This is a genomic window from Pseudoalteromonas sp. MEBiC 03607 (assembly GCF_004792295.1).
GTDB lineage: Bacteria > Pseudomonadota > Gammaproteobacteria > Enterobacterales > Alteromonadaceae > Pseudoalteromonas > Pseudoalteromonas lipolytica_C.
This window is the reverse complement of record NZ_SRRY01000002.1, coordinates 347178-373585: the sequence shown is the minus strand read 5'-3', so window position 1 is coordinate 373585 and position 26408 is coordinate 347178. Positions and strand designations below refer to the sequence as shown.

At 39.7% G+C, this 26408-nt stretch carries 26 protein-coding genes; 13 read left to right on the top strand and 13 right to left on the bottom strand.

Annotated elements, in window-relative coordinates; all coding sequences use genetic code 11:
• Window positions 1-94 precede the first annotated feature (94 nt).
• The 4 genes from E5N72_RS18670 (at window position 95) to E5N72_RS18655 (ending at window position 3854) form a co-directional block, all read left to right on the top strand.
• Complete coding sequence (locus E5N72_RS18670) at window positions 95-520, top strand: hypothetical protein (protein ID WP_135926611.1); 426 nt, start codon at window positions 95-97, stop codon at window positions 518-520.
• Window positions 521-531: 11 nt separating this feature from the next.
• Window positions 532-843: an excalibur calcium-binding domain-containing protein gene (locus tag E5N72_RS18665; RefSeq protein WP_240704560.1), complete on the top strand. Its 312-nt coding sequence runs from the start codon at window positions 532-534 to the stop codon at window positions 841-843.
• A 738-nt stretch (window positions 844-1581) separates the two neighbouring features.
• Window positions 1582-1896, top strand: coding sequence for an excalibur calcium-binding domain-containing protein (locus E5N72_RS18660; protein WP_235403975.1), 315 nt, complete (start codon window positions 1582-1584; stop codon window positions 1894-1896).
• A gap of 398 nt (window positions 1897-2294) precedes the next feature.
• Entirely contained in the window at window positions 2295-3854 is a 1560-nt protein-coding gene (locus E5N72_RS18655) for a PAS domain-containing methyl-accepting chemotaxis protein (RefSeq protein ID WP_135926609.1), read from the top strand.
• Here the strand turns inward: E5N72_RS18655 and E5N72_RS18650 are convergent.
• The 5 genes from E5N72_RS18650 to E5N72_RS18630 all read right to left on the bottom strand — a co-directional run bounded on the left by E5N72_RS18650 (window position 3847) and on the right by E5N72_RS18630 (window position 9423).
• On the bottom strand, window positions 3847-4896 hold the full coding sequence (locus E5N72_RS18650) for a patatin-like phospholipase family protein (protein ID WP_135926608.1): 1050 nt from the start codon (window positions 4894-4896) through the stop codon (window positions 3847-3849). The two genes, E5N72_RS18655 and E5N72_RS18650, sit on opposite strands and share 8 nt — an antisense overlap.
• A gap of 30 nt (window positions 4897-4926) precedes the next feature.
• Complete coding sequence (locus tag E5N72_RS18645) at window positions 4927-6336, bottom strand: alanine/glycine:cation symporter family protein (RefSeq protein WP_135926607.1); 1410 nt, start codon at window positions 6334-6336, stop codon at window positions 4927-4929.
• Window positions 6337-6456: 120 nt separating this feature from the next.
• Window positions 6457-7413 carry a patatin family protein gene (locus E5N72_RS18640; protein ID WP_135926606.1) on the bottom strand — a complete coding sequence of 319 codons (957 nt, stop codon included), beginning with the start codon at window positions 7411-7413 and terminating at the stop codon, window positions 6457-6459.
• A gap of 173 nt (window positions 7414-7586) precedes the next feature.
• Entirely contained in the window at window positions 7587-8582 is a 996-nt protein-coding gene (locus E5N72_RS18635; protein WP_135926605.1) for an LLM class flavin-dependent oxidoreductase, read from the bottom strand.
• Window positions 8583-8649: 67 nt separating this feature from the next.
• The gene (locus E5N72_RS18630; RefSeq protein ID WP_135926604.1) at window positions 8650-9423 is read right to left on the bottom strand and encodes a siderophore-interacting protein; all 774 of its coding nucleotides are present in this window, start codon (window positions 9421-9423) and stop codon (window positions 8650-8652) included.
• Between the two features lie 112 nt (window positions 9424-9535).
• Between E5N72_RS18630 and E5N72_RS18625 the strand changes: the two genes are divergently transcribed.
• The 3 genes from E5N72_RS18625 to E5N72_RS18615 all read left to right on the top strand — a co-directional run bounded on the left by E5N72_RS18625 (window position 9536) and on the right by E5N72_RS18615 (window position 11691).
• Window positions 9536-9970 carry a MarR family winged helix-turn-helix transcriptional regulator gene (locus tag E5N72_RS18625; RefSeq protein WP_135926603.1) on the top strand — a complete coding sequence of 145 codons (435 nt, stop codon included), beginning with the start codon at window positions 9536-9538 and terminating at the stop codon, window positions 9968-9970.
• 63 nt (window positions 9971-10033) lie between these two features.
• Complete coding sequence (gene umuD, locus E5N72_RS18620; protein ID WP_054552219.1) at window positions 10034-10447, top strand: translesion error-prone DNA polymerase V autoproteolytic subunit; 414 nt, start codon at window positions 10034-10036, stop codon at window positions 10445-10447.
• Window positions 10435-11691: a Y-family DNA polymerase gene (locus E5N72_RS18615; RefSeq protein WP_135926602.1), complete on the top strand. Its 1257-nt coding sequence runs from the start codon at window positions 10435-10437 to the stop codon at window positions 11689-11691. Before umuD ends, E5N72_RS18615 begins: the two co-directional genes overlap by 13 nt.
• Here E5N72_RS18615 and E5N72_RS18610 read toward each other — a convergent pair.
• The 3 genes from E5N72_RS18610 to ybaK form a co-directional block, all read right to left on the bottom strand.
• A complete protein-coding gene (locus E5N72_RS18610) occupies window positions 11688-13529 on the bottom strand; it encodes a DUF4105 domain-containing protein (RefSeq protein WP_240704559.1) in 1842 nt (613 codons plus the stop codon). The two genes, E5N72_RS18615 and E5N72_RS18610, sit on opposite strands and share 4 nt — an antisense overlap.
• A 33-nt stretch (window positions 13530-13562) precedes the next feature.
• On the bottom strand, window positions 13563-14045 hold the full coding sequence (locus E5N72_RS18605; RefSeq protein WP_135926601.1) for a DUF3015 domain-containing protein: 483 nt from the start codon (window positions 14043-14045) through the stop codon (window positions 13563-13565).
• Between the two features lie 119 nt (window positions 14046-14164).
• Window positions 14165-14626 carry a Cys-tRNA(Pro) deacylase gene (gene ybaK, locus E5N72_RS18600; protein ID WP_135926600.1) on the bottom strand — a complete coding sequence of 154 codons (462 nt, stop codon included), beginning with the start codon at window positions 14624-14626 and terminating at the stop codon, window positions 14165-14167.
• Between the two features lie 467 nt (window positions 14627-15093).
• On the opposite strand from ybaK, the gene E5N72_RS18595 reads away from it, so the two are divergent.
• Window positions 15094-15438 (top strand): DUF3302 domain-containing protein, encoded by a 345-nt coding sequence (locus tag E5N72_RS18595; RefSeq protein WP_135926599.1) that lies wholly within the window; start codon window positions 15094-15096, stop codon window positions 15436-15438.
• A 3-nt stretch (window positions 15439-15441) separates the two neighbouring features.
• Entirely contained in the window at window positions 15442-16572 is a 1131-nt protein-coding gene (locus tag E5N72_RS18590; RefSeq protein WP_135926598.1) for an HlyD family secretion protein, read from the top strand.
• 75 nt (window positions 16573-16647) lie between these two features.
• On the opposite strand, the gene dnaJ is transcribed toward E5N72_RS18590, so the two are convergent.
• Window positions 16648-17784 (bottom strand): molecular chaperone DnaJ, encoded by a 1137-nt coding sequence (gene dnaJ / locus E5N72_RS18585; protein WP_135926597.1) that lies wholly within the window; start codon window positions 17782-17784, stop codon window positions 16648-16650.
• Window positions 17785-17967: 183 nt separating this feature from the next.
• Complete coding sequence (dnaK, locus tag E5N72_RS18580; protein WP_135926596.1) at window positions 17968-19890, bottom strand: molecular chaperone DnaK; 1923 nt, start codon at window positions 19888-19890, stop codon at window positions 17968-17970.
• A gap of 239 nt (window positions 19891-20129) precedes the next feature.
• Between dnaK and E5N72_RS18575 the strand changes: the two genes are divergently transcribed.
• Entirely contained in the window at window positions 20130-20930 is an 801-nt protein-coding gene (locus tag E5N72_RS18575) for a thioesterase family protein (RefSeq protein ID WP_135926595.1), read from the top strand.
• Here the strand turns inward: E5N72_RS18575 and E5N72_RS18570 are convergent.
• On the bottom strand, window positions 20919-21692 hold the full coding sequence (locus E5N72_RS18570; protein ID WP_235381942.1) for a transporter substrate-binding domain-containing protein: 774 nt from the start codon (window positions 21690-21692) through the stop codon (window positions 20919-20921). The two genes, E5N72_RS18575 and E5N72_RS18570, sit on opposite strands and share 12 nt — an antisense overlap.
• Window positions 21693-21830: 138 nt before the next feature.
• Between E5N72_RS18570 and E5N72_RS18565 the strand changes: the two genes are divergently transcribed.
• Genes E5N72_RS18565 through E5N72_RS18555 form a run of 3 tightly spaced genes read left to right on the top strand, consistent with a single transcriptional unit; the run spans window position 21831 to window position 25332 of the window.
• Window positions 21831-23069, top strand: a complete 1239-nt coding sequence (locus E5N72_RS18565) for a paraquat-inducible protein A (protein ID WP_135926594.1) — start codon at window positions 21831-21833, stop codon at window positions 23067-23069.
• Window positions 23066-24721 (top strand): intermembrane transport protein PqiB, encoded by a 1656-nt coding sequence (pqiB, locus tag E5N72_RS18560; RefSeq protein ID WP_135926593.1) that lies wholly within the window; start codon window positions 23066-23068, stop codon window positions 24719-24721. Before E5N72_RS18565 ends, pqiB begins: the two co-directional genes overlap by 4 nt.
• Window positions 24721-25332 (top strand): PqiC family protein, encoded by a 612-nt coding sequence (locus tag E5N72_RS18555; RefSeq protein WP_135926592.1) that lies wholly within the window; start codon window positions 24721-24723, stop codon window positions 25330-25332. Before pqiB ends, E5N72_RS18555 begins: the two co-directional genes overlap by 1 nt.
• On the opposite strand, the gene E5N72_RS18550 is transcribed toward E5N72_RS18555, so the two are convergent.
• Both E5N72_RS18550 and E5N72_RS18545 read right to left on the bottom strand, forming a co-directional pair.
• Window positions 25315-25806: a GNAT family N-acetyltransferase gene (locus E5N72_RS18550; protein WP_135926591.1), complete on the bottom strand. Its 492-nt coding sequence runs from the start codon at window positions 25804-25806 to the stop codon at window positions 25315-25317. The two genes, E5N72_RS18555 and E5N72_RS18550, sit on opposite strands and share 18 nt — an antisense overlap.
• Window positions 25807-25809: 3 nt before the next feature.
• A complete protein-coding gene (locus tag E5N72_RS18545; RefSeq protein ID WP_135926590.1) occupies window positions 25810-26214 on the bottom strand; it encodes an NUDIX domain-containing protein in 405 nt (134 codons plus the stop codon).
• Window positions 26215-26408 lie beyond the last annotated feature (194 nt).

The window sequence follows — 26408 nt, the reverse complement described above, 5'->3', positions numbered from 1 at the left end:
GGGTTCACGCCCTTTTTTATATTAACAACAACTTATAGATGGTTTTAAAATTTAAGTTTCCGCTGAATCATATATTTTTACTAAAGGATTAGTTATGCATATCAATTACATCAAACTTTACTTCTGCCTTACTTTTACAGGTATTTCCATCTTCGCTACGATGGAAAGTTACTATTTATACCGAGCACATGTTCTAGCTAAAGAAGCAAAAGCAATTGCCAATCAAGCAGAACGTGATGCTAAAGCTGCTGCCGTTCGTGCAAAGCTAAAGCTAGAAGAATCTCAACGCCAACTCAGAAAAAGACAAGCTGAGCAGGCAGCAAAGCAACAAGCAATTAATAATGCTCAAAGAACCAATAACGAGATTTGTGATTTCTGGAGAAGTGAATACCAGAAGTTGCAATCAGATCGTAATAAATCAATGATGGATGGTGCTTGTGCACGAGCTGCTAAAAGGCCAAGTACAGGAACTACTGAGGTTAACTTACGTGGTGATTGGCTAGACAAAAAATCAAATTAAAAGGACTTAATATGAAAAAACTTATCATAATTTTATTGTTCTCAATGGGAGCTTGGAAGTACTACTCAAACAATTATAGCAATGTAACCCCTGTTGATATCATCCAGTATGAAATTATAGAACCAATACAATCTCATACTCTAGAAAATGATTCTTTTAGGTATTCCTTAGAAGAAGAAAACTTCAAGTGTGATGGAAGGCAGTACTGTAGTCAGATGAATTCACTGGCTGAAGCAAATTACTTTATTCGTAATTGTCCTAATACAAAAATGGATGGTGATAATGATGGTAGACCTTGTGAAAATGACACAAGGTTTCACTAGCCCCGATGCCAAACTGTCAAGAACGACAGCAGTATTAAGTAACTAATAAAAAAGGGCTTTTCGCCCTTTTCTTTTATGTTACGTACCGTAATTTATGGGCTGTTATTGATATTTTAATTTTTACGTATAATTATTCTATCAACCAAGCAATCAACATCATCTACATTTTTAATGTGTTAATCATTTCATCTGTGTTCATAGATGAAATAGCTATGTTTTTATCAACCCTTTAAAAACTAAATTTTAAGCAATCTATTATCTCGCATAAGTTCAGATAAGAATGCCTTTGCTGTGCAATCAAGTTTCTTTGCTGTTTATTACACTGTATTGAGTTTTTTAAAGCAATACAGCTTTAAAAATGCTACAAAAATAACGCTTAATGTCAGCGACGCTTTCAAAGTTTTCACCAATCCTTTTAAAGGATTGGTTATAAAAATCATGATAGCAATGTATAAACAAACGTAAAACCCAAAATAAATACTATAAGAAATTTCATATTTTTAAATTTCCAACCTTTTACCTTTCTGATTTATCACCCTATTTTTAAAGTTTTATTGATTTTAATACTTGCTATAAATAAAAGTATATATATCCGAATTCTAAGATATTTCAGATTTTCTAATTTTCAGCGAATACCCATTAAAAAATCAGTCGTTTGATTTTAATATGTATTACAACCTTAATCTCGATTTTATAAATATTACTATCCATTTTTTAGTATCTTCAACAGGAGCTCATATGAGAAAAATTTTCTTACTAATTGTAATTGCTTTTGGAGCTTGGGCATTCTATGCAAATAATTACGGGGAAACTTCTGCTGTCGACACAATACAGCAGCAAATCATTGAGCCAATTCAAAATAAATATACGCATAAAAGACAAACTGATATTTCACAAGAACCTATCTATACATGTGATGGTAGGAAATACTGCAGTCAAATGAACTCTCTAGAAGAAGCTGTTTTTTTTATGCGTAACTGCCCTGATACAAATTTAGATAAAAATTTTGATGGCATTCCATGTCAGGATGAACCAAGGTTACATAACCGCTAGTATTTAAATATAATTAATCTTGCTACACCAACGACTCTTGTTGGTGTAGTTAAATAACCATCTCTGAGCATTTAAATTCTAGTCATTTAATCTACCAAAGATTCCAGAATCCAACGTTAAACAAAGCCAAAATTCACTTAAACACGCTTGACACCTTTGATTTAAGTAAATCACTTTTCAATTTGTAATTTTTTTAATGTTGCGTGATTTATATTAATCTAAATAATTCAACAAATGAGAAATTTCCTACTTCTTTCTAATCAATTTACCGCTACATTATGTAATTAAATTCAACAACTTGCTTTAAATTGATTTTTTAGTAATTAATTAAAATCTCAAATCTTAGTTTAGTTTCTTGTACAAATACCTCCTCTATTTCTGATTTGGATAATTTAAACGTGAAAATTGATAAAACAAACAATAAAGAAGTTAAATTTTCAGATTCTGACATTTTGCTTTCAACTACCGATTTAGATAGTTACATAACATATGCAAACCAAGAGTTTTGTAATATTTCAGGTTTTACATTAGCTGAAATGGTTAATCAGCCCCATAACCTAGTACGCCACAGCGACATGCCTAAACTTGCATTTGCTGATTTATGGCAACACCTACATAACGGTAGATCTTGGATGGGCCCTGTTAAGAATCGCTGTAAAGATGGTAATTACTATTGGGTTAATGCATTTGTTACCCCCATCAAAGACGCGAGCGGCCAAACTGTAGAATACCAATCTGTACGTACAAAACTTAATGATGATGTTTTAGCTAGAGCAACTGAAGAATACGAAAAGATTAATAAGGTTTCTAACTCAAAAGCACTGAAACAGCCTTTTGATTCAACTTTATATTTATCATGGTCTTTATTTTTAACTTTAATTCTTTCTTTTGTGCTTTTATTTACAAGTGGGTTTTCTGCAGTATCTTTATTATTACTTTGCAGTTTAGTTTCAATAAATCTAGGTTTGTTTTTTTGGCGAATGAAATATAAAGCGCTCATACAAAAAGCAAAAAGTATTTACGATAACCCTCTCATGGCTTATTTATATTCTGGTAGTAATGATGAAATTGGTTTTTTACACTTAGCTCTTGAAATGCAACAAGCAAAGTTAAAAGCTGTTGTTGGTCGAGTTAACGATGTGACCATGGGTGTAAATAACAATGCCCAGCAATGCGCTGATTCTGGGTTAGCTGTAACAGAACTTTTGACCAAACAAACTGATGAAGTTGCGCAAATTGTTGTTGCTACAGAGCAAATGACTGCTTCAATCAATGAACTTTCATCGAGTACTTCAGCGTCTACTCAAGCTGCTGAAGCATCTAAAAAATCAACAGAACAAGGAGTAACTTCTGTTCACCAAACTATTGATTCAATTAGTGAATTAGACAAAAAATTACACATTGCAAGTGAACAAGTGGTCGACCTTATTGAGGGAAATAAACATATTGTTGCAATTTTGAATGAGATTAATGCAATTGCTGATCAAACAAATTTATTAGCACTTAATGCAGCAATAGAAGCAGCAAGAGCAGGTGAACATGGACGCGGGTTTGCTGTTGTCGCAGGTGAAGTACGTGCCCTTGCCTATCGGACTCAACAATCAACAGAAGAAATTAAAACTGTCCTCAATCATTTAACTGAGGCTTCGCAACAAGCACAGCATGCGATGTCTGATGGCCTTGCTTTGTCAGCTAAAAGTGTTGAACTTGCTCATCAAAGTGGTGAGAGCTTAGAGCATATCAAAGCACAATCAGTGAAACTGAGTGAACTTAACAGCATTATTGCACACGCAATGACTGAGCAACTAACAGCAAGTCAGCTGATTGCAACAAACATAACCTCAGCACAAGAATTTACTCTTGAATGCACTGAGCTTGGCCATACTTCGCAACAACTCTGTGCAGCATTATTGAACAAGGTTAATGAACAAACAGCGCTAGTTAATCAGTTTAAGTAATAATTTGAATTTTTGGCTCTATAGGGTGCTCACAAAGCTTAACGAAGGCTTCGCCAAGGCGCTCTGTTTCGCTGAGCACTTGTCGCCAGTATTTAATACGTGTGTCAGCATCGAGTTCGGTGAAGTCAGTTCTATCGGGGATCTTGCCATAAGGTAATGACGCAATAAACTCAGCTGATGGGGTGATCATAACTACTTTGTCATAGTTTTTTGGTGTAATTCCGCGCTTTAAACTTTTATCAAACCACCCTGCTTTTGGTTTGTTATTAAAGTGCGGATACAAGATAAGCCCATCATTATGAATATTTAAATCAAAGTGATAATCGATGATACCACCATCACGATACATCCCTGGTGGTGTTCCTGTTATATTTTTAATACCTTGCATCACTAACGGAATAGAGCCTGAAGCAAGTAAAGCATCTGCTAAATTATCTTCGTTTAGCTCAATAGTATGGGTATTGAAGGTATTGTTATCTGAAAATGATAACTGGCTATCTGAAGGTTGAAACACATAACGCTCATACTGTTTGTTTAAAAAGCGTCTGTTTAATCTATTCGCTAAGTAACTTTTAGATAAACCCATTAACTGCATCAGTTTGTTTTCTGAGGCTACAAACCCATTCGATTTTGCAACAATAAAGTGGGCTTTAAAAACGGGGTTATCTATGATTTCTTGAATGCCATTTTCAGCAAAAACAGTGCTTAATAACTCTCTTGCTTTTGTCGTTATTTCTTCAGGCTTTGCTTTATTTGATGAATAACGTGTTTCAGAGTATGACTTTGCTAATCGCGATATTGCTGCAACGGGGTCATTTTGAGCAAAACACGCAGCTCTAAATGCGCCAGCGCTTGACCCTAATAAGTTTAATGTTGTGTTTCGCTCTTTAAAAAACTCACCAAACAAATATTTATCAAGACCAAATAATGTAAACCATTTTGGACCACCACTCGCCCCTAAAAATGTGCTAAATAGGTCTGGTGTCATTCCTTGTTCTTTAATCGCTTTTGCTGCGCTTGGGCCTGCGTAAATATCTATCATGTGCAACTGCTTTTTGGTTATTGTTATCGGTTATTTTCGCCAAATGCCCAGTTCCGTTTGTCCTTGTACTTTTACTTTTTCAGAATCAAAACTAGGCTCTTGTCCTGCTTCTCGTTGACTATGGTAGTCTTTAGTAACAGATAAGATAGTTGGCGTTAAGCGTATGATAGCGATAACGTTCACCACTGTCATTAGGCCAAGTGCTATATCAGCGAGATCCCATACTTGTTTAATGGTCGCCGAGGCGCCCCAAATCATCATTGATAAATATAAACTGGTATAAATACCTCGACCAAGTTTATTATCTAGCTTAAATAAGTGCAGGTTACTCTCTGCATAGGCATAGTTTGCAACCACTGAAGTAAACGCAAATAAACAAATCGCAGCCGCTACAAAGTAAATGCCACCAGCGGCCATGTGTGCTGTCATCGCAGATTGAGTTAAACGTATTCCTTCCATTTCGCCGCTTATATCAATATCAGCTAATAGAATAATGACGGCTGTACAACTACACAGCACAATAGTGTCGAAAAACACCCCTAGCATTTGAATGTAGCCTTGAGTGACCGGGTGATTGGGTACTGGTGATGCACAGCCTGATGCGTGTGGCACACTACCGGCACCCGCTTCATTCGAATAAAGCCCGCGCTGAATACCGTTTTTAATTGCTGCGCCCATAGCTCCTGCGCCTGCTTCTTGTAAGCCAAAAGCCGACAGTAAAATATCTTCAATCATGGCAGGGACTTTGCCGATATTTAGTAAAGTAATTATGATGGCGGCTAGAACAAATAAAATCCCCATCACTGGCACGATACGTTCAGCAAAACGGGCTATAGCTTTAAAGCCACCTAAAATAATTGAGCCTGCCAGTATTGTGATCACAACGCCTGAATACAATGTTGGAATTTCGAATGCGTAATTGAGGGCATCAGTTATGGTATTTGTTTGCATGGCACTGAAGGTAAAGCCATAACCAAGAAACAGGCAAAAAGCAAAACACACCGCCAGTGCTCTGCTGCCTAGCCCTTGCTGGATATAATAAGCAGGCCCACCCCTAAACTCACCGTTGGCATCCCTGACTTTATACACTTGCCCGAGTACGCTTTCTGCAAAGCCAGTAGCCATGCCCAAAATGGCAATGACCCACATCCAAAATATTGCGCCACTGCCACCTAACGAAATTGCTACGGCAACGCCTGCAAGGTTTCCTGTGCCTACTCGTGCAGAAAGGCCAGTACATAAAGCTTGAAATGAACTGATTGAGTTTTTATCGGTGCTGCTACTCGACTTTAACAAGCTAAACATATGGCGAAACTTAACCAATTGAATTGCTTTTAAGCGTACCGAAAACCAAATTCCAGCAAACAGTAGAATATAAATAAGAATTTGGCCTTCTCCCCAGAGAAGACCATTTATTGTCGATACCGCAGTGTTAAACATGGCAAGCCTTTATTGTTCTTTTAGATAAAAAATCACAAAAAGTGAATAGCTAACCACTTTAACTTTATTTACGAATATCTCAAGTAGGCAATGGGATTAATTAACTGTGCATGCTACCGACTAATTTAGCAGTTGCTGCTGTAAAAAGGCACGACCTGCCGCTAAGCCTAATTTGTGATCAAAGCGCAGATCTGAATCTGTACTACCCAGCAACTTACTGCGTAGTTTATCACCTGCAAAAATTTGCGTGATCCGCGCATCACTTGGTGGGTTAGCGATAAAGTCGAGTTCGTCTTGATAAGCTTGTTCATGCTGAACTAAGTAATCGATTGTTTTAGGGCAATAGCCAGAAACGCGAACAAATGATTTAAATTTATTCACCCACTCCGACTGAATTTGAAAATCTTGGTCAACGGTACGAATTACTACAATGTCCCGTGCACCACGATTATAAGCTTCTTTAACTGGCAAAGGTGCTGCTAAGCCGCCATCTAAATACATATCATGAACTAAATCAGTATTCGAACTTTGAATAATAGCATCATTAGCCGCTTTGGTTGTCATCCAAGGCGTTAAGTTCACACCATCTTTATACAAAAAAGGTAAAGCGCTTGATGCCTTTAACAGTGCTAACCATTGCGTATCTTCTCCATTTGGGCTCAAGTAATACGGTTTACGATCTGCTGCATTTGTGGTTGTGATCAACAGTTCGCGATTACCTAAACTTTGAGTCGCGGTTTTAAAATCAAGGGCACGGTTTACTTCTTTGGTTTTTTCAAAATACCAATCAAGATCAACGATGCTTTTTCCGATAAGACCTCGGCCAAGTTGAAAGAAACGCTTATGGCGCGAAAGACCTCTAATTAAACGCTTTGCGTAGCCCTTTTGACGCGCTAAATAACTCGTTAAATTTTGTGAACCAGCTGATGTACCAATGAATAAATCGAATGGATCGTAATTATTTTCTAACCATGCATCGAGTACACCTGCGGTAAAAATCCCACGTTGCCCACCACCCTCAGCGATTAATGCTGTTTTTGTTTGTGGCTCTACTGCGGCAATTGTTTGAGATTTCACGGTGCACCTTCCTAGGGTTATGATTAATAAATGTATTGTATTAAGTTAAATTCAATCCTTAAAACGGAATAATTAAATCAATTCAATCTAAAAAACCGTTTGTTAAATAAGTAACAAGTTTTTATAAAGGCGCGTAATCGACTAATCACGCGCTCAAGTAGTGCAATAGCTGTTTATTTCATAATACTTGCTAGTATTTCCAGCGCATGCTGCCTGTCACTCAATTCATACAGGTCATTAGTAAAAATAAACTCATCAACCTGTAGCGTTTGTTTAATCATACTCAACTTATGCTTAACGCTCGCTTGACCGCCAACAACTGAAAGCCCTAAAAAGCTCTCTACTTGCATTTTTTCTTGTGCTGTCCATAACCCTTCCATAGTTTGAACTGGCTCTTTTAGCCAAAGTGGCTTGCCACGCATAAGTGCCAAAATACGTTGTTTTGCTGTGGTTGCTAAAAACTGTGCTTGTTCGTCTGTGTCTGCTGCAACAACAGGTAAGCCAAGCATCACATATGGCTTATCTAACACGTCAGATGGTTGAAATTCTTTGCGATACAATGCAATGGCCTCTTCAACAAAGCGCGGTGCAAAATGCCCTGCAAATGCATATGGCAAGCCTTTTTTAGCTGCAAGCTGTGCACTATAAAGGCTTGAGCCTAGTAACCAGATTGGTACATTAGTGTTTTCACCTGGGATTGCGCGTACTGGAGAGTCACCTTTATATGGGCCAAGTAAACCTTGCAGCTCTGTCACTTCATTTGCAAAGTGTTCTGCCCTTTGCTCGTCTCTGCGCAGTGCGCGGCTGGTAATTGGATCACTACCAGGAGCACGGCCTAGACCTAAATCAATCCTTCCCGGATATAAGCTTTCAAGGGTGCCAAATTGCTCAGCGACCACCAGCGGTGGATGGTTAGGTAGCATCACCCCACCCGCACCTACGCGGATATTCTGAGTTTTACCTGCTATATGGCCGATCAGTACTGAGGTGGCTGCACACACAATACCACGCATATTATGGTGCTCTGCCATCCAAAACCGATTAAAGCCAAGCTTATCAGCTGTTTGCGCATAGGTAACACTGTTAGCGAGTGTTTGCGAAACTGTTTCGTGCTCTTTCATTGGGCTTAATTCAAGCAATGAAAAAGGTGTATTTGTAAGGTCTGACATCCGCTCTCCAAAATTTAACTCTTTATAGTTAGTTAATGAGAGCGAATAGCTATTTTTCAAATGCTAATTAGGCACGGCTTTGTTGCTGTTTTTCCACCTTTAGGCCATCGGCATCAATTCCATGCTTCCAATAGGCAGATGCAACAATGTGCTCACGGTTAATTTCAAAACTGCTTGTTACTAAACGGCGAATTACTTTTACCAAGCTTGCTTCTAGTGCCATAAACACCATTGGTTGCGTGTTATAACCTGCACATAAGCGTGTTACTTGGTCGAGTAAATCTGTTTCTGGTTCATCTGTAACTAGCCATTCAACACTATGTTGAGTGTGTGCTTTAATTTGTTCAAGCTCAATGATGTCGGCTTTATCAGCAACATGAATAATGACATCGACAGTGGCATCTTGCGGCAGCGCTTGTAAATAGCCATTGATTGCATTTACAGAGGTTAAATCTGCCAGCATTAAATAATGTGTTTGCGTGAAGTCTGTGAGTTTTTTAGGGCCCGGGCCTGCAATACCCACCTCGTCGCCAACTCTCGCATTTTGTGCCCAGTTAGTTGCCACACCTTGATGTTGGTTAACCACAAAGTCGAGGGTAATTGCACCGTTAGCAGGGTTAATTTCGCGAATCGTGTAAGAGCGCATTAATGCTGGGTGTTCAGCGTGTAAATCAAGTTCAACCTTAGATTCACCGGCATGAGGAAGTAGTACCTTTACGTACGCACCTTTTGCGTCTTGTGGAAAATCGGCAAACTCGTCTGAGCCAACGACAATCCTTTGTAGATGTGGGGAAATACGTGTAGTACTTATTACGTTTGCACGACGAACTTTTCTAGCCATGTTGGTCTCCTAGCTGGTTAAATTGCACAACGCCCCAATAGTTGATATAGTCAACTATACGCTTTTGATTGACTTTGTCAACTAATGCTAACTAGCTTAATTTAGGTGAACCATGCCACAAACCTCTCTTTCTTCTGCTTTATTTACACTGGCACAAAGTTATCGCGTCACTGTACGCAAAGCCATTAACGCCAACGAGTTGGGTCTTAATGCACTACATGTCCGCTGCTTACATATTATTGCCGAAACACAGCACTGTACCGCGAATGATATTGTTGCCAAAACGGGTCGAGATAAAGCACAAATAGCACGCTTATTAAAAGAGCTTATAAAACTTGAACTGGTTTCTAAATGTGCTGACGAAAATGATAAGCGCTGTTTAATTTTATCGTTTACTGAACAAGGTAACGCTCTGTTCTCGCGCTTAGAAGTTGCTGAGCAAGAGGTTGATGCCAAACTTTGCCAAGGTTTAACTGATCAGCAAGTACGTGATTTTATCGATATAGCCACAACCATGATCAAAAATATCAATCACAACACCCCGTGATCTTATTGGCAAGATAACCACAAACCACTATACTGTACAAACATACAGTATAGTGGTTTTGTTATGCGTGTTATTCCTATTTATATCGAAGCTGGCGTGTGTGGTTTTGAATCACCAGCAGCACAATACAAAGAGCTTGGCCTATCATTAGATCAGCTGTTGATTAAACACCCTGATGCAACCTTTATTGGTATTGCCTCTGGCGAATCAATGCAAGGTGTGGGGATTTTTGATGGTGACTTATTACTGGTTGATCGCGCCGAAGACGTTAAAAATGGCGATGTCATCGTGGCGAATCTAAATGGTTTATTTGTTTGTAAACTACTAGATAAACACAATGCACAGTTATTATCAGCCTCGCCTAAATACCCTGCAGTGCAACTACGTCAATCTGATGAATTTCAATTAGAAGGCGTGGTCACCCGCTCAATTCGCTTACATCGCAGTAGTAAAGAGCTATTAGCATGTACGCCTTAGTCGATGCGGTGGCCTTTTATGCCAGTGCCGAAAAAGTATTTGATCCAGCTATTCGCAGTAAACCTGTAGTGGTACTCACCAACAATGATGGCTGTATTTGTGCTGTGTGTCCTATTGCACGAAAGCTAGCTATTCCAAAGTTTCAGCCCTATTTTCAGGTAAAACAATTACTCGAAGATAACCAGGTGGTGATCCGCTCATCTAACTATGAGCTGTATGCGGATTTAAGCGAACGGATGATGAACGTGATTGGCCGCTTTTGCGATAATCAGCACATATACTCTATTGATGAGTCGTTTTTAAACTTTACAGGTTTCAACAAGCTTGTTGATGATTGGCATAGTTATGGTCATCATATTCGCCGTACCGTATGGCGCGAAACAAAACTGCCTGTTGGAGTGGGTTTTGGCCCAACGGCAACCCTTGCTAAAGCCGCCAATCATGCAGCAAAAAAACTATCGGGCTTTGATGGCGTAGCAGTGATTGATTCAGAAGCGTCACGAATAGCCATTTTAAAAGCCATGGATGTACAAGATGTTTGGGGGGTTGGTCGACGCTTAGCTAAAAAGCTCAAAGCGATGAATATCAATACTGCTTTTGATTTAGCCGAACAAGAGCCTCGAAAAATGAAACGCCTGTTCAGTATTGTACTCGAGCGTACAGTAAACGAGTTACGTGGTAAAAGCTGTTTAGCATGGGATGACGTGCGCCAAGATAAAAAAGAGATATTTTCGACCCGTAGTTTTGGGGAACGTATCACCGATGCCACAGCGCTAAAAACCGCACTTATTAATCACGCCGTTATTGTTGCCCGTAAGTTACGCACACAAGGGTCACTCACACAACGTTTATTAATGTTTGTCGCCAGCTCACCTCATCAAGATGGCTATTATAAAAAATCCTATATTTATGAGTTTAGTGTTGCCACAGCTGACAGCCGTGTATTTGCTAACGCTATCAGCGAAGTCTTTAAAGACTTATATAAACCCGGCGTACCCTTTTACAAATGTGGTGTCGGTGCGCTAGAGTTATCGAGCCAAATGTTTCAGCAACCTGATTTATTTCAAGCACCTATCGATAACCCAAGCCTAATGAAATGTTTAGACAAAATAAATGCTCGTTACGGTGTTGGTACGCTTGCCCTTGCAAGCGAAACCACAACCACTCGTTGGCATATGAAGCGAGAGTATTTATCACCGCACTACACTACTCGCTGGCATAACCTACCAAAAATACACTGCTAAAAGTAATGGAAAAGCTGCAATTTAAATTGCTGTTCAGAACGTTGCCAATCTTGATAAATAGCTGAGCTTCTAAGCCCCCAATTCTGAGCCAACGCTATTTGCCAATGAGCAGAAAACGTTAGCTGATAATCAACACTTGGTTCATTCATCAGCCAAAAAGCCTGACCACTCAAAGCAAGCTTTTGTGAATCGGTAACTTGCCAAATAACACCTGCTTCGCTTCCTAGCCCAAACGAGACAGAATCTATCAAATCACCTGATTGAACAACTGATGAGCCAAGCAAATAGCTTTGCAAGTGTGATGCATCACCAAAAGACTTGCCATAGCCGCCTTGTAAAAACAGACGACCTTCTCGCTTCGTCTGTGTTGGTTGACGGTCAAACCCAGCACGAACATTCCATGACCAAGAATTAAATAAGCCATTGTCAGGTGCTAATGACATTGCATCAATTAAAAGCAAACGCTCGAGATGAAGATTCTCGTTACTATCTTGGTTTACCTCTAAGTCAAAAAAACTAATTTGCGCACCAGGAATAAAACCACCGGGATTATCAAGTAAATCATGATAAGCAACACGATATGTTAAACCAAACCGACTAGCGGTATGCTCATAATCATTAAATATTACACCAACACGACTAGAGCCATGACCATTATCAGGACTCACTCGAGGCTTTGGCGCAGGCTTGAAAGGCGAAACCACATGGAATTGACTGCGTTGATGCAACAGCTTTGTTAATCGAGGAGCAATTGCATCACGTGCTAATCCTTGATCATAATATTGGTAATTTAACCACTCATACGCCATCTCAAGGATAGGCACAGCCTGCTCAGGTGTGAGCGATAATTCATCTAGCGCTACTCCATCACGCAGTAAACGAGCAAGGTAAACCTGCTGCTCTGTGAGTTGGCTTTCATAATTGATCAATTTAGTGCCCGATGCAGCACGGTATCGAGGCGGCTGTAATAATCCATGTTGCTTAAGAGCTGCAACCGTATCTGATGGGATCGCATGCGAAGAAAATGGAGCAGTTAAAGATAAATCATCTCGTGCAAGTTGCAGTAATGCTAACAGCTGATACGAGCAGTTTTCATCAACAAAAAAATAATCAAACGTGGCCCACTGCATTTCCCATAAATGTAATAACACACGCTGAATTTCTTGATCAGATAATGAGAGTTTATATTCCCATATATCACGAGATTCTAAGTCATTATATTCACGGACTTTGCGATAATACGGCATTAAAGTGAACTTACCTGGATATTGACCAATAATACCTTTTAAAGCATATAAAGCGGCATTATCAGTAACATCAGGCTCTGCAGCAAAGTTAACAGCAAAAGCGATGAGCTCTCTACTGCGGGTTTGGTCCTTCGCATCAATACGTAATAGAGTATGACCAAACATCGAGGACGGATCATTCATAAACGCGGTCGGGAAGACTAGAGTCATACCTTTTGGGTTGATAAGCTGTTGCCATGTTTCAAATTCAGGGCAAGAAAGTGCAGGCCAATTTGTAAAGAAATGTTCTTTTAGCCAGTTATAGCGAGCAGGAAAACGGCACTTTGCCTGGTTATCATCATCGCTTTTAAACGCCGCTATAGTCGCTAAAAGCTCTGCATGAGGGTCTGTTTTTCCCACCTCAGAAAAGAAAAATTCTGAGCTATCCACTTCACTTTCATACATAGAAAGAAAAGGCTGATTATAATGACCGAGCTTAAGCCAATAAGGATGATGAGCTATTTCGAGTGTCGGTGTTGTTGAATATGCTAAACAGCTGAATAACAAACAAGAAGAAAGTAAAATACCACGCATAATAGAATAAAAGCCCATTAAGGGCTTTATATTTAAAAAGTACACGCTAGATTAAGATAGTGTGTAAGTAGCAAGTTGCGCATCGCTAGCAACAAGCGTATTAAGGTTCTCTAAAACTAATTGAGATGTCACATTTTCTGATGTGAATACGTTAGTAAACTGTGTCTGTACTAACTTATTGAATGCTGCTTTATCTTGCGCTTGAACGCCCCATACTTCAGCCAGCGTATCAAGAGTTTCACCTTCGCCACGTGACATATCACGTGCAAGTTGTTCCATATTGCCATCAATGAATGTCGCAACTTTAGTTGAAGCTGTCACTGTACCATTACCGTTACATCCTAAAGTACCAAATGTAATACCAAATGTTTGGTTACCTGAAATACCATTTGTCGTTGCACCAAGAACTTTAACAACTTTACCTTGTTGACCAGCAAATAACATTGAACCTAAACCACAACCGATGTCTTGATCAGCCATTGCATTTGAAAGTGGAAGTAGAGAAAGTGCAGAAATAGCAATAATTTTTTTCATATCCTGAATCCTTTAAGATAAATCGTTATTCGAATTAATAACGCATTATTAGCTTAGCTAGATTCAGATTAAGGACAAACTCTTTTTTAAAAAAAAGTAAAATTAGTTACATTAAATGTTCAAAAATCAACCAATCTAGCATTTAATAGACTACACAAGTCATGGGGCTTAAGCGCAATTTCAAGGCCTCGCTTACCGGCTGAAACATAGATAGTATCGAAATTTATTGCAGATTGATGAATAAAAGTCGGTAAACGCTTCTTTTGGCCAAGCGGACTGACTCCCCCCAAAATATAACCAGTTGTGTTTTCTACTTTCTGCTGAGGGGCCATAGTTACTTTTTTTACTTTTGCTGCCTTAGCAAGCATCTTCATATTTACCTGTTGACTCACAGGGACTACTGCAACCAAAAGCTGTTGTTCGGCATTTTCAAGGACTAAAGTTTTAAACACTTGCTCAGCGGGCAAGTTAAGCTTTTCAACCGCTTCAAGGCCAAATTGGGTATGTGCAGGATCGTGATGATAACTCAGCACATCATAAAAAATACCTTTGTTTTTTAATAAATTGATTGCAGGTGTCATTAAAAGTTCCTTTAACAAAAAAGCGCCTGAACTTTATCAAAGCTTTGGGCACTTGGCATAGTAAGAAAATACAGGCTTTGCATAGTAAATATCCCGAAAAACCACACTGATAAGCTACACTAAAAGTATGAGCAATAGATAAAGCGTGGCAACTATGTCAAAACACATTAGTCTCTATTTGGCGAAACAATGTTTTATCATCATCACACTCTTGTATTCAATTAATTTTGTTTGTAATGAATACGTAGCATGGACCGCGTTTATAGATTGCCAAAGTAAATGCAAAACACTAGGAATAGAAAAAGGTCAGATCCAAGAAACAACCTTTAAGGACGATGTCATATTATGCCGATGCCTAGCTGAAAATGATTACTACGTAGTACTAAACTGAATCTGAAAATACCCACTAGGAATTAAAAAAATATAACGTATTATGAATTCAGTATTAGTTAAGGAAAGGAAACTACATGTTTTTAGACTACTTTGCACTAGCCATGCTAGTGTTTGTGACCGTCGTAATATTTTATGGTGTGATAGCCATTCACGATATTCCCTACGAAATTGCCAAAAAACGTAATCACCCCCACCAAGATGCCATCCATTATGCAGGCTGGGTTAGCCTATTTACCCTACACGTACTATGGCCATTTTTATGGGTTTGGGCCACCTTGTGGCGTGATGACCGCGGCTGGGGTTTTAACCAAATTCAAAAGGAACAAGAAGACTTAGCTGAGAAAGTGGCTAGCCTGACAGCCACAGTGGCAGCACTACAAGCACAAATTAATGCTCAATCGAATAATAAAGAGAAATAGAATATGGATTTGTTATTAATACTTACATATACCGCATTGTGCATTGGCATCTTCAAACTCTTTAAAATCCCGCTTAACAAATGGACAGTGCCAACCGCTGTTCTTGGTGGTGTAGTACTGATCGGCGCATTAATTCTATTAATGAACTATAACCACCCACATTCAAATATGGCGAGTAGTGCGTATGTTACAACGCCGATTGTGCCAAATGTGCGTGGTACAGTAGAAGAAGTTGCGGTAAAGCCGAATCAACCAGTTAAAAAAGGCGACTTATTGTTTCGCCTAGACGACACCTTATATCGAGCAAAACTAAATCAAGCTATTGCAGCTTTACAAGATGCAAAACAATCGGTACTTGGTTTAGAAGCTGCCTATAAATCAGCACAAGCCAGTGCGCTGATGGCTAAAGCTGAATATGACCGTAGTAAGAAAGAATACGAACGCTATGAAAAAGGCGCAAAAAGCGGCGCCTATTCAAAAGGCCAAGTTGATAATAAATTAGGGGTGTATTTAGCGGCAAAAGCAAGTTACGAAGCAGCACAAGCCGAAGAGTTACGTCAGAAACTAGCATTTGAGTCAGAAATTAACGGCGAACAAACAAAAATAGCCACTGCTCGCGCTAATTTAGAGCAAGCCCAATTTAACTTAGACAGCACTAGTGTGCATGCACCCACCGACGGCTATGTCACACAACTGACATTACGTCCGGGGATGATTGCCGTGCCTATGCCACTGCGACCAGTAATGACCTTTGTGCATAAAGAAGACACTGTTTATGTTGCGGCATTTCGACAAAATTCATTATTAAGACTCGAACCTGGTTATAAAGCTGACTTTATCTTTAAAGCAATTCCAGGCAAAACCTTCGCTGGAGAAGTAATCGATGTGTTACCCGCAATTGGTGAGGGACAAGTACAAGCACAAGGAACACTGATGGGCACTGAATTTTTTGCCCGTCAAGGCCGCGCAATTGTTACTTTAAAAATCACTGACGACATGAGTGAATATCATCTGCCACAAGGAACAAGCACTGAAGTAGCTGTTTATTCAGAACATTTTGAACATGTTTCTGTGATGCGTAAGGTGTTGATCAGAATGAAAAGCTGGCAAAACTACTTATTCTTAGATCACTAAACTCAAAATTGAAGCGTAAAAAAAGGCGCTGATTAGCGCCTTTTTACTATCTAACTCAAGTTACTTAACTAGGAGTTACTTAGTTAGATCATCGAAGAATTTCTTCACACCGTCAAAGAAACCTTTTTCTTTTGGACGATTTTTAGAGCCATCTTTACCCATGCTTTGCTCAAGCTCTTCAAGTAATTCACGTTGACGGTCATTTAAGTTCACCGGTGTTTCAATAACCACTTTACAGATTAAGTCGCCTTGTGCGCCGCTACGAACAGACTTAACGCCTTTACCACGCATACGGAACATTTTGCCTGTTTGGCTTTCTGAAGGGATCTTCAGTTTTGCGCGACCATCCAAAGTTGGTACTTCAATTTCGCCACCCAGTGCAGCTGTTGTAAAGCCAATAGGTACTTCACAGTACAGATTGTTACCATCACGTTGGAAGATTGGGTGCTCACGTACTGACACTTGTACATATAAGTCACCTGCCGGTGCGCCATGCATCCCCGCTTCACCTTCACCTGATAAGCGAATACGGTCACCTGTATCAACACCTGCTGGGATCTTAACTGATAAGGTCTTCGTTTTTTCTACGCGACCTTGGCCATGACAGCTGTCACATGGGTCAGAAATAATTTGACCCGTGCCCTGACACGTAGGACATGTTTGCTGAACCGCGAAGAAACCTTGGCGCATTTGTACTTGGCCAGCACCGTGACACGTAGTACAGGTTTTTGGCTTAGAGCCCGCTTTTGCACCGCTACCGTCACATGGTTTACAGCTAACCCAAGTTGGCACTTTAATTTCAACATCTTTACCACGAACCGCCTCTTCCAGGCTTAAGTCCATGTTGTAACGTAAGTCAGACCCACGTTGTTGGCGCGATTGTCGACGACCACCGCCACCAAAGATATCTCCAAACACATCACCAAAAATATCGCCAAAATCACCATGACCACCGCCGAAGCCACCGCCATGACCACCACCACCTTGTTCAAAGGCTGCATGGCCGTATTGATCATACATCTGACGTTTTTGTGGATCAGTTAGTACTTCATAGGCATCTTTTACTTCCTTGAATTTAGTTTCAAGGTCTTTATCACCTGCGGTACGGTCTGGATGATATTTCATCGCTAAGCGCTTATACGCTTTTTTTATGTCTCGTTCGCTGGCATCTTTGCTCACGCCGAGAACTTCATAATAATCGCTTTTTGACATATCTATCACACTACTCTTTTTACTGCAGTTACACTGCGTAAGGTAAGTCGAACGACTTTACCGTTCATATACATGCAAAAGGCGCGTCAAGCGAAATCGCTGGCGCGCCTCAATCATTTCATCCTAACTTAATTGGCTAAACAAAGCAGCCATTATTGCGTTAGGCAGAAGCGAAACGAGCAATTACTTGTCGTCTTTCACTTCTTCGAACTCTGCATCAACAACATCGTCGTCTTGTTTTGCAGAAGATTGCTGTGCACCTGCATCAGCACTACCTTGCTGTTGTTGTGCTTTCGCTTGCGCAATTTCCATTAGCTTTTGTGATTTTTCAGCAAGAGCTTGTGTTTTCGCTTCAATCTCTTCTTTGTTATCACTCTTAATCGCCGCTTCTAGCTCAGTAAGCGCAGCTTCGATTGCTTCTTTATCTTCTGCTGGTAATGCATCACCCGCTTCTTCGATTTGCTTACGTGTACCGTGAACCATTGCATCAGCTTGGTTACGTGTAGCTACTAGCTCTTCGAATTTTTTATCTTCTTCAGCGTGTGCTTCAGCATCACGAACCATTTTTTCTACTTCTTCATCACTTAGACCTGAAGAAGCTTGAATCGTGATCTTCTGCTCTTTACCTGTATCTTTATCTTTAGCAGATACGTGTAAGATACCGTCCGCGTCTACGTCGAATGTTACTTCGATTTGTGGTGTACCACGTTGCGCTGGGCGGATACCTTCTAGGTTAAATTGACCTAGAGATTTGTTATCGCTTGCACGCTTACGCTCACCTTGTAGTACGTGAATCGTTACCGCTGATTGGTTGTCTTCAGCCGTTGAGAATACTTGCGATTTCTTAGTAGGAATCGTCGTGTTTTTCTCAATTAGTGCTGTCATTACTTGACCCATAGTCTCGATACCTAGTGATAACGGAGATACGTCAAGTAGTAGTACGTCTTTAACGTCACCAGCTAGTACACCACCTTGAATCGCTGCACCTACTGCAACTGCTTCATCTGGATTAACATCTTTACGTGGCTCTTTACCAAAGAACTCAGCAACTGTTTTTTGTACTAGAGGCATACGTGTTTGACCACCAACAAGGATGATGTCATTTACGTCGCTTACTGATAAATCAGCATCAGCTAGTGCACGCTTAAGTGGCTCGATTGACTTAGTTACTAAGTCTTCAACAAGAGACTCAAGTTTTGCACGAGTAACTTTAACGTTCATGTGCTTAGGACCAGTTGCGTCAGCAGTCACGTACGGTAAGTTAACTTCTGTTTGCTGTGCAGAAGACAGTTCAATCTTCGCTTTTTCAGCAGCTTCTTTAACACGTTGCATTGCAAGTGGGTCGTTCTTAAGGTCGATACCTTGATCTTTCTTGAACTCTTCAACTAAGTAGTTGATAACACGGTTATCGAAGTCTTCACCACCTAAGTGAGTGTCACCGTTAGTTGCAAGAACTTCAAACGTGTGCTCGCCTTCTACTTCATCAATCTCGATGATAGAGATATCGAAAGTACCACCACCTAAGTCGTAAACAGCAACAACGTTTTCACCTTTGTTTTTGTCCATACCGTATGCAAGTGCAGCGGCTGTTGGCTCATTGATGATACGTTTAACTTCAAGACCAGCAATACGACCAGCATCTTTAGTAGCTTGACGTTGTGAGTCATTGAAATAAGCAGGTACTGTGATTACTGCTTCTGTTACTGGCTCACCTAAGAAGTCTTCTGCTGTTTTCTTCATTTTCTTCAGCACTTCTGCTGAAATTTGTGGTGCAGCACGTTTTTCGCCACGCGCTTCAACCCATGCATCACCGTTATCAGCTTTTACAATTTTAAAAGGCATGATACCGATATCGCGTTGTACTTCTTCGTCTTCAAAACGACGACCAATTAGACGCTTGATGGCAAATAATGTGTTAGTTGGGTTAGTTACTGCTTGGCGTTTTGCAGGTTGACCAACTAATGTTTCACCATCTTGCGTGTATGCAATGATCGATGGTGTTGTGCGATCGCCTTCCGCGTTTTCGATAACGCGTGCTTTATCACCGTCTAGTACTGCTACACAAGAGTTAGTAGTACCTAAATCGATTCCAATAATTCTACCCATGAATCTTCTCCAACTTCAAAATTCGTTAAAACGTTCGATGACTAGTAAATAGGGGTGCAGGAAACTGAATTCAACTGTAAAAATGAAAAAAATTTACTTTTTTTTGAAATATTTTCCAAATGGGTATTTTTTCCTCAAAAAGAGGGGTTTTTTAACACTTATAGTAATACAAACAAACTGGTCTGATGACTTTAGCTGTGCTATAACCTTGTCCATAGCAATAAATGTTAAGGAAAATTATGCATTTTGATCAATTACTCGCCATGGCAACAGAACTTGGCAAAGACAAAACAAAAGTAATGCAGTTTCCAGAAAACTGGTGCCAAGGTCGCACTGCGTTTGGTGGTTTATCAGCAGCTTTATTATATCAAGCAATTCGTCAACATATCGACAACTCTCGTCGTTTACTATCTTTAAGCACTAACTTTGTTGGTCCGTTAATCGCTGACTGCGACTTTTCAATTGATGTTGAAGTTTTACGCGAAGGTAAAAACAGTGCGCAAGTACTTGCTAAAGTAATTCAAAATGGCGATGTTTGTGTTATCACACAAGCCTGTTTTGGCGCTAATAGAGAATCAGCAGTACGCGTAGATGTGTCAAAAAGCATGCAGCTTAAACCAGTAGACGAACGTTTTACTCTGCCTTATAAAGAAGGTTTAATGCCGGCATTTTTCCAGCACGTCGCACTATGCTTACAAGACGGAAATATGCCATTTTCTGGCGCTGACACATCACATTTAGGCGGCTGGATGAAATTTAAACATAAACCAGAACACATGAGCGAAGCGCATATCATTGCCCTTACGGATGCATGGCCGCCTACCCTATTACAAATGTATAAACAGCCAGCCCCAGCCAGTAGCATGTCGTGGTATATCGAGTTTGTTGAAGAGCCAAACATCGCTGATGATGCTTGGATTGGCTATGAAGCTGTTACACATCATAGTAAAGATGGTTACGGTCTTGAAGATGGCTGTATTTGGAGTGATGATGGCAAGCTCATCGCACTAAGCCGCCAAACTGTTGCTTTATTTGCGTAATTCATGGCTGCTTATTTGCGCATATTCAGTGCCATCAAGGCGAATTATCGCTTGATATTCGCCAGATTCTACAATTTGGCCTAGACCTGTGTTAAAGGTATCCTTTAAAACTTCACTATTGAAAAATGCAGGTCGAGGTGCTTCATTAAATATTGGATGCACAACGAAAGGTTTTATTTCGGCTGTCTGCTTATATTGTTCAAGATAATATAAAAAAACACGTCTTTCGAGAATGATAACGTCAACCCATCCCTTCATTAAATGGTCAACTTGTGCCTCTTGGTTTACTACCTCATCATAAGAACGAAGTATACGTGTCACTGATTTGAAAGGTGCTTCAATAAAATTGGTCGCATTTTGAAAACCCAGCACACTTTTACCAGCTAAATCATAAATGCTGTCTATTTTTAAATTTTGTTCAGCCAAACTTATCGCTACATTTTGATAGCGTAATAGTGGTTCACTTTGGTATATATTTGTACTCGCTCCAGAAGCGAAATTTAAAGCTATATCAACTTTTCCTTGCAGCAACTGCTGCTCTACACGCTTGTTTGGCATGTATTGCACAACAATGTTACTGATCCCTTGAGATTTAAACGCTGCTTTTAATATTTCTAATTGAATACCACTATCGTTATCTTTAATAACATAAGGAGGGAGATAAGAACTGGCTGCAACAACAATAGGGTCTTCTCCAGCTTGCTCTGATAAACATAGGCCCTTACAACTTACAAACAACAAAAGGATAAAAAAATGTTTCACTACACACCTTAATAGACAGTTGCATAGTTAATCTATGCGCCTTGCGTAAATTCTAGCCTATTTTAGGAAAGGGTGCATTTGAATTTATCGAGTTATTGATGCAAACTAAACTAAGTTCTTGTTTATGAGACCCTAAGTTTGCAAACAGCCTGTCCTAGCTGCGACCTTGTCGTTGAGATCCCACATTTAAGTGCGAAACAAGTAGCGGTTTGTCCTCATTGCAAAACCAAACTGTCTTCTTCGCAAGCAAATCAAGATAGTGCTGTCGTAGCGCTGAGCTTAAGTGCGATCTTAATGCTGTTAAGTAGCATGTTTTACCCGTTTTTATCTTTTTCAAGCAGTGGCATCACCCAAACTATAACCTTACCTGATGCGGCACGTATTCTGTTTAACTACGACAATGATTTTTTAGGATTATTCATAGATATCAGCATTATAGGCTTACCTATGTTACTGCTTGTGCTGATAATCCCATTACATTTAGGGTTACTTAAGATACTCCCTTATCAATGGGGAAAAAGGCTCTTAAAAACAACATTTGCACTGCAGCCTTGGATTATGTCAGAAATATTTTTAATTGGCGTCATGGTCAGCATGGTAAAAATAATGTCGATGGCTGACATTGAATTTGGTGTGAGCTTTTGGGCTTATGGCGCATTTGTTATTAGTTATATTGCCACCACAGCTAAGCTCAATAAACAAAATCTATGGTATCAACTCAAAGAGCCTGTTTTTATAGAGCAAATCAAGCCGAATACTCGTGCAATCGACCAAGGCCTTAGGGCTTGTCATGTATGTGGTCAACTATGCGACAGTGAAATCTGTTCTCGTTGTGAATCTAAAACATACACTCGTAACCCTTTTAGTGTACAAAAAGCGGCAGCATGGCTGATCACTTCCGTTGCCTGCTATATACCTGCAAATATTTACCCAATCATGTACACCACTAGCCTAGGTGATGAAACCCCCTCAACCATAATTGGTGGGGTGATGATCTTGTGGAATAGTGGTTCTTATCCTATCGCAATGATCATCTTTTTAGCGAGTGTTGTCGTACCACTTGCAAAAGCTCTCATTTTGAGTTTTTTATGCTTTATGGTGATGCAGCCGGCAAACAGACAAACCAAAAGCTACACACGAATTTATCAATTAACTGAATTTATTGGAAAATGGTCAATGATCGATGTATTTGTTGTGGCAATTTTAGTAGCCTTAGTACAGTTAGGAAATTTGATGTCAGTAACGCCTGGTATAGGAACTATATTCTTTACAACAATGGTGATTTGCCAGATGCTGGCAGCCCATGCATTTGATCCACGTTTATTGTGGGATTCCCCTAATAACTTAAATAAAGTAAAACAAGAGACCTTGGCATGAGCGAAAAAGCAAATATAAAAACAGCGCCAAACATATCGGCAATCTGGATTATTCCTGTAATCGCTTTATTCATCGGCGCATGGATGCTGTATCAATACCAAGCAAATAAAGGTACAACAATCTTTATCAAAATGCCCCATGCTGAAGGTATTATCGCAGGCAAAACAGAAATAAAGGTACGCAGTGTAAAAATTGGTCAAATTGACCATGTAAGACTCTCAGATGAACAAGATAGTGTAATTGCACGAGCACAAATAGATAAACACTATGAAGACCTTTTAACGGATGATGCGAAAATTTGGGTTGTTAAACCACGCATTGATGATACCGGTATTAGTGGGATGAGTACCCTATTGTCGGGTGTTTATCTGGAGTTTGCTCCAGGCGAAAGTAAAGAAACATCCGAGCGATTTGAACTACAAGATGAACCTGCGCTAATTGCCAATGATGTAAAAGGAGGTCGCTTTATCCTCCATGGCTATAACGCTGAAGTGCTCGATGTGAGTACAGGTATCTATTTTAAGGATTACAAAATAGGGCAAATAGAAACGGCTACTTTTGATTGGAAAAATCAAGCCATGAAATATGGTATTTTCATTAATGAGCCTTATCAAAACCTGATCACGCTTAATTCTATCTTTTGGGTTAACTCAGGTATACAAATTGATTTGTCTGCCGATGGTATTAATGTCAATACGGGCTCTTTGAGTAAGTTACTTAAAGGAGGGATTTCTGTTGGTATTCCTGAGCAACAGAAACCAGGGGAAATTGCCACAAATGGCCATAGCTTCTCACTAAGTAATAGCTACAAAGCTGCTCTTGAAGAGCGATTTTATGACTTTGATTATTATCTAATTGACTTTGAACAATCAATTCGTGGATTACGTCCTGGTGCGCCAGTTGAATATCGAGGGATGCGCATCGGTACTGTTGTTGAAGCACCTGCAAATGTCATTATAAATGGCAAACCAGCCCACTTTAGGGTCGATAACACTGCAGTGCCAGCACTGATTAAAATTGAGTATGGAAGACTCTACCATGACAATGTTGCAGCCAGAGAGTTCTGGCAGTCAAGTTTAGATGGCTGGATTAAAAGTGGTTTAAGAGCCTCATTAAAGCCAGGAAACTTATTAACAGGTGCAGTGTATGTGGACTTGGACATTTATGATAATGCTGAACCTGCAGAATTAACAACTATTGCTGACTATACAGTATTCCCGAGTGTTTCAAGTGGAATTACAGTCATTGCTGATCAAGTCTCTGATGTATTAAATAAAGTCAATAATCTCAAAATCGAAGACAGTTTGGCACAAATGCAAACGACCTTTGCAGAATACCAAGCACTTGCACATGACATGCGTGAATTGCTTAATAAACAAGATACTCAAGATTTACCGGGTGATATTAATCGCAACTTTGCTGAGATGACCAAAAGCATGCAACAGTTCGATAAGACGATGAAGCAATTTGAAAAAACCATGGCAAGTTACGAACAAGGATCAACATTCCATGAGCAATTACAAACAACCTTGTCTGAATTTAAACGTTTAAGTGAAGAGCTACAACCACTTACACGTGGTTTAAACCAGCAACCGAATATGTTGATCTTTGATAAAGAGCTACCTGCAGATCCAACGCCGAGGAAACAATAATGAACTTTAAACTCTGTGCTTCAATTGCATCAGTGCTGTTACTTTCGGCCTGTAGCCAAACTTCATTCTCAACCATTGAGTATTATCAATTTTCGCAGCCGATAGTGGCAATGCAACGCTTAGCGGAGAATACCCAAGCTCAGCTCAGAATTAACACAGTGAAGTTACGTGGTGCGCTAAATAATCGTGGTATCGCCATGGTGCTTGATAACAACAGAGTGAATGCTGCTAACTATCATTTATGGAGTGAATCTCCTGATTTGATGTTAACTGCCAGTGCTCATCAACAACTTTACACTGAGCTTGATAATTGGATGGTTATAAAAGGCTTACCTGTGATCACCGATTTAGACCAGCAAAGCTTTTATGAATTAGAGTATGAGCTACATCACTTTAATGGTGATGAGCAAGGTAATGCCAACATTGCGGGGCTTTGGCGCTTGTACTATACAACTCCTGAATCTGGCAGAAAGTTGAAGGCGGTCAATTACTTCAATGAGCTTACACCGTTACAAGCAAGTGATTACGAGGGACTTGTAGCCACCCTTGAATCAACTTGGCTAAAGGTTAACAAACAAGTTGCAAACGAAGTGTCAAAGCTTGCTATTTAATAAGAGTTTAAGTGGCTGATTGTCATCGTTAATGATGACATCTCCTATAAACTCAAAGCCTAGTTTTTGTAGTACCTTTTGCGAGCCAATATTTGTTTGCGAGGTTATTGCTGCAAGCACCCCAAGATCTAATACGTGTTTTTTGGCCATCAACAACCTAGCTGCCGATGTAATAATGCCCTTGCCTTCATAGTTGCCTAACAACGCGAACCCTAAATCAGGAATAGCTAATGCATCACGCTGAAACAGCCCCACCATACCAACCGGTGTACCATCAGCTAAACAGACAATATAACTACCAAAGCCATATTGCTGGTGGCTATTTATAAACGTTTGTTGAATATAATGCTCTGCTTGTGCTGGTGTATTTATATTTTTATTTCCGATATGCTCTAAAAATGTTGCTTGGTTTAAAAGCTCAACAATAAATGCAGCATCATCAGGCTGGCCAGCACGTAAATATATATCTGTCATATATTAAAATACCTTACTTACCACATCATTGGTAAAATTAAGACAATCTAAAACACGCTCTTTTTGCACTGCTGAGAGCTCGTCAATAGCGAAATAAGCATACTCAGTATGCTCATTACTCAACACTATCTGGGCATCATTAGGCAGATGTGCTCGAAAAATAAACGCATGAGAATTAAATGCAGTGTGATAATAAACACCACTTAAATACACGATGTCTACCTCACAATTAAGCTCTTCTTGGCATTCGCGAAGTAACGCTTGATGAATTGTTTCGCCTTTATCTAAAGCGCCGCCAGGTAATCCCCAACTTTTTTGACCATAATTAGCTTTAAGTAATAGCACTTGACCTTGGTTGTTAGTTATAACCGCGTGACTACTGAGTCTGTATGTATCTGAAAATGCCATAAACCCTTGCTTAATTAAATTAAAAAAGTAACACCGTTGAAGAGTGTAAAATAATTACCATCGCAATAAAAATTCTTATTGACTAAATTTATATTCAAGATTATTTTTCTTTCGATGTTTTGGGCAAAACAAAAGCAGTATACCCTCTATACTGTCTGGCGCCAGCCAACGCAGGCACTTTCCCTACTGGGTCC

What these genes read in the sequence shown, in the direction of transcription:
- E5N72_RS18670 (WP_135926611.1), top strand. Translation starts at nt 95, where the DNA reads ATGCATATCAATTACATCAAACTTTACTTCTGCCTTACTTTTACAGGT.
- E5N72_RS18665 (WP_240704560.1), top strand. Translation starts at nt 532, where the DNA reads ATGAAAAAACTTATCATAATTTTATTGTTCTCAATGGGAGCTTGGAAG.
- E5N72_RS18660 (WP_235403975.1), top strand. Translation starts at nt 1,582, where the DNA reads ATGAGAAAAATTTTCTTACTAATTGTAATTGCTTTTGGAGCTTGGGCA.
- E5N72_RS18650 (WP_135926608.1), bottom strand. Translation starts at nt 4,896, where the DNA reads ATGATAGATATTTACGCAGGCCCAAGCGCAGCAAAAGCGATTAAAGAA.
- E5N72_RS18645 (WP_135926607.1), bottom strand. Translation starts at nt 6,336, where the DNA reads ATGTTTAACACTGCGGTATCGACAATAAATGGTCTTCTCTGGGGAGAA.
- E5N72_RS18635 (WP_135926605.1), bottom strand. Translation starts at nt 8,582, where the DNA reads ATGTCAGACCTTACAAATACACCTTTTTCATTGCTTGAATTAAGCCCA.
- E5N72_RS18630 (WP_135926604.1), bottom strand. Translation starts at nt 9,423, where the DNA reads ATGGCTAGAAAAGTTCGTCGTGCAAACGTAATAAGTACTACACGTATT.
- E5N72_RS18625 (WP_135926603.1), top strand. Translation starts at nt 9,536, where the DNA reads ATGCCACAAACCTCTCTTTCTTCTGCTTTATTTACACTGGCACAAAGT.
- umuD (WP_054552219.1), top strand. Translation starts at nt 10,034, where the DNA reads ATGCGTGTTATTCCTATTTATATCGAAGCTGGCGTGTGTGGTTTTGAA.
- E5N72_RS18615 (WP_135926602.1), top strand. Translation starts at nt 10,435, where the DNA reads ATGTACGCCTTAGTCGATGCGGTGGCCTTTTATGCCAGTGCCGAAAAA.
- E5N72_RS18610 (WP_240704559.1), bottom strand. Translation starts at nt 13,529, where the DNA reads ATGGGCTTTTATTCTATTATGCGTGGTATTTTACTTTCTTCTTGTTTG.
- E5N72_RS18605 (WP_135926601.1), bottom strand. Translation starts at nt 14,045, where the DNA reads ATGAAAAAAATTATTGCTATTTCTGCACTTTCTCTACTTCCACTTTCA.
- ybaK (WP_135926600.1), bottom strand. Translation starts at nt 14,626, where the DNA reads ATGACACCTGCAATCAATTTATTAAAAAACAAAGGTATTTTTTATGAT.
- E5N72_RS18595 (WP_135926599.1), top strand. Translation starts at nt 15,094, where the DNA reads ATGTTTTTAGACTACTTTGCACTAGCCATGCTAGTGTTTGTGACCGTC.
- E5N72_RS18590 (WP_135926598.1), top strand. Translation starts at nt 15,442, where the DNA reads ATGGATTTGTTATTAATACTTACATATACCGCATTGTGCATTGGCATC.
- dnaJ (WP_135926597.1), bottom strand. Translation starts at nt 17,784, where the DNA reads ATGTCAAAAAGCGATTATTATGAAGTTCTCGGCGTGAGCAAAGATGCC.
- dnaK (WP_135926596.1), bottom strand. Translation starts at nt 19,890, where the DNA reads ATGGGTAGAATTATTGGAATCGATTTAGGTACTACTAACTCTTGTGTA.
- E5N72_RS18575 (WP_135926595.1), top strand. Translation starts at nt 20,130, where the DNA reads ATGCATTTTGATCAATTACTCGCCATGGCAACAGAACTTGGCAAAGAC.
- pqiB (WP_135926593.1), top strand. Translation starts at nt 23,066, where the DNA reads ATGAGCGAAAAAGCAAATATAAAAACAGCGCCAAACATATCGGCAATC.
- E5N72_RS18555 (WP_135926592.1), top strand. Translation starts at nt 24,721, where the DNA reads ATGAACTTTAAACTCTGTGCTTCAATTGCATCAGTGCTGTTACTTTCG.
- E5N72_RS18550 (WP_135926591.1), bottom strand. Translation starts at nt 25,806, where the DNA reads ATGACAGATATATATTTACGTGCTGGCCAGCCTGATGATGCTGCATTT.
- E5N72_RS18545 (WP_135926590.1), bottom strand. Translation starts at nt 26,214, where the DNA reads ATGGCATTTTCAGATACATACAGACTCAGTAGTCACGCGGTTATAACT.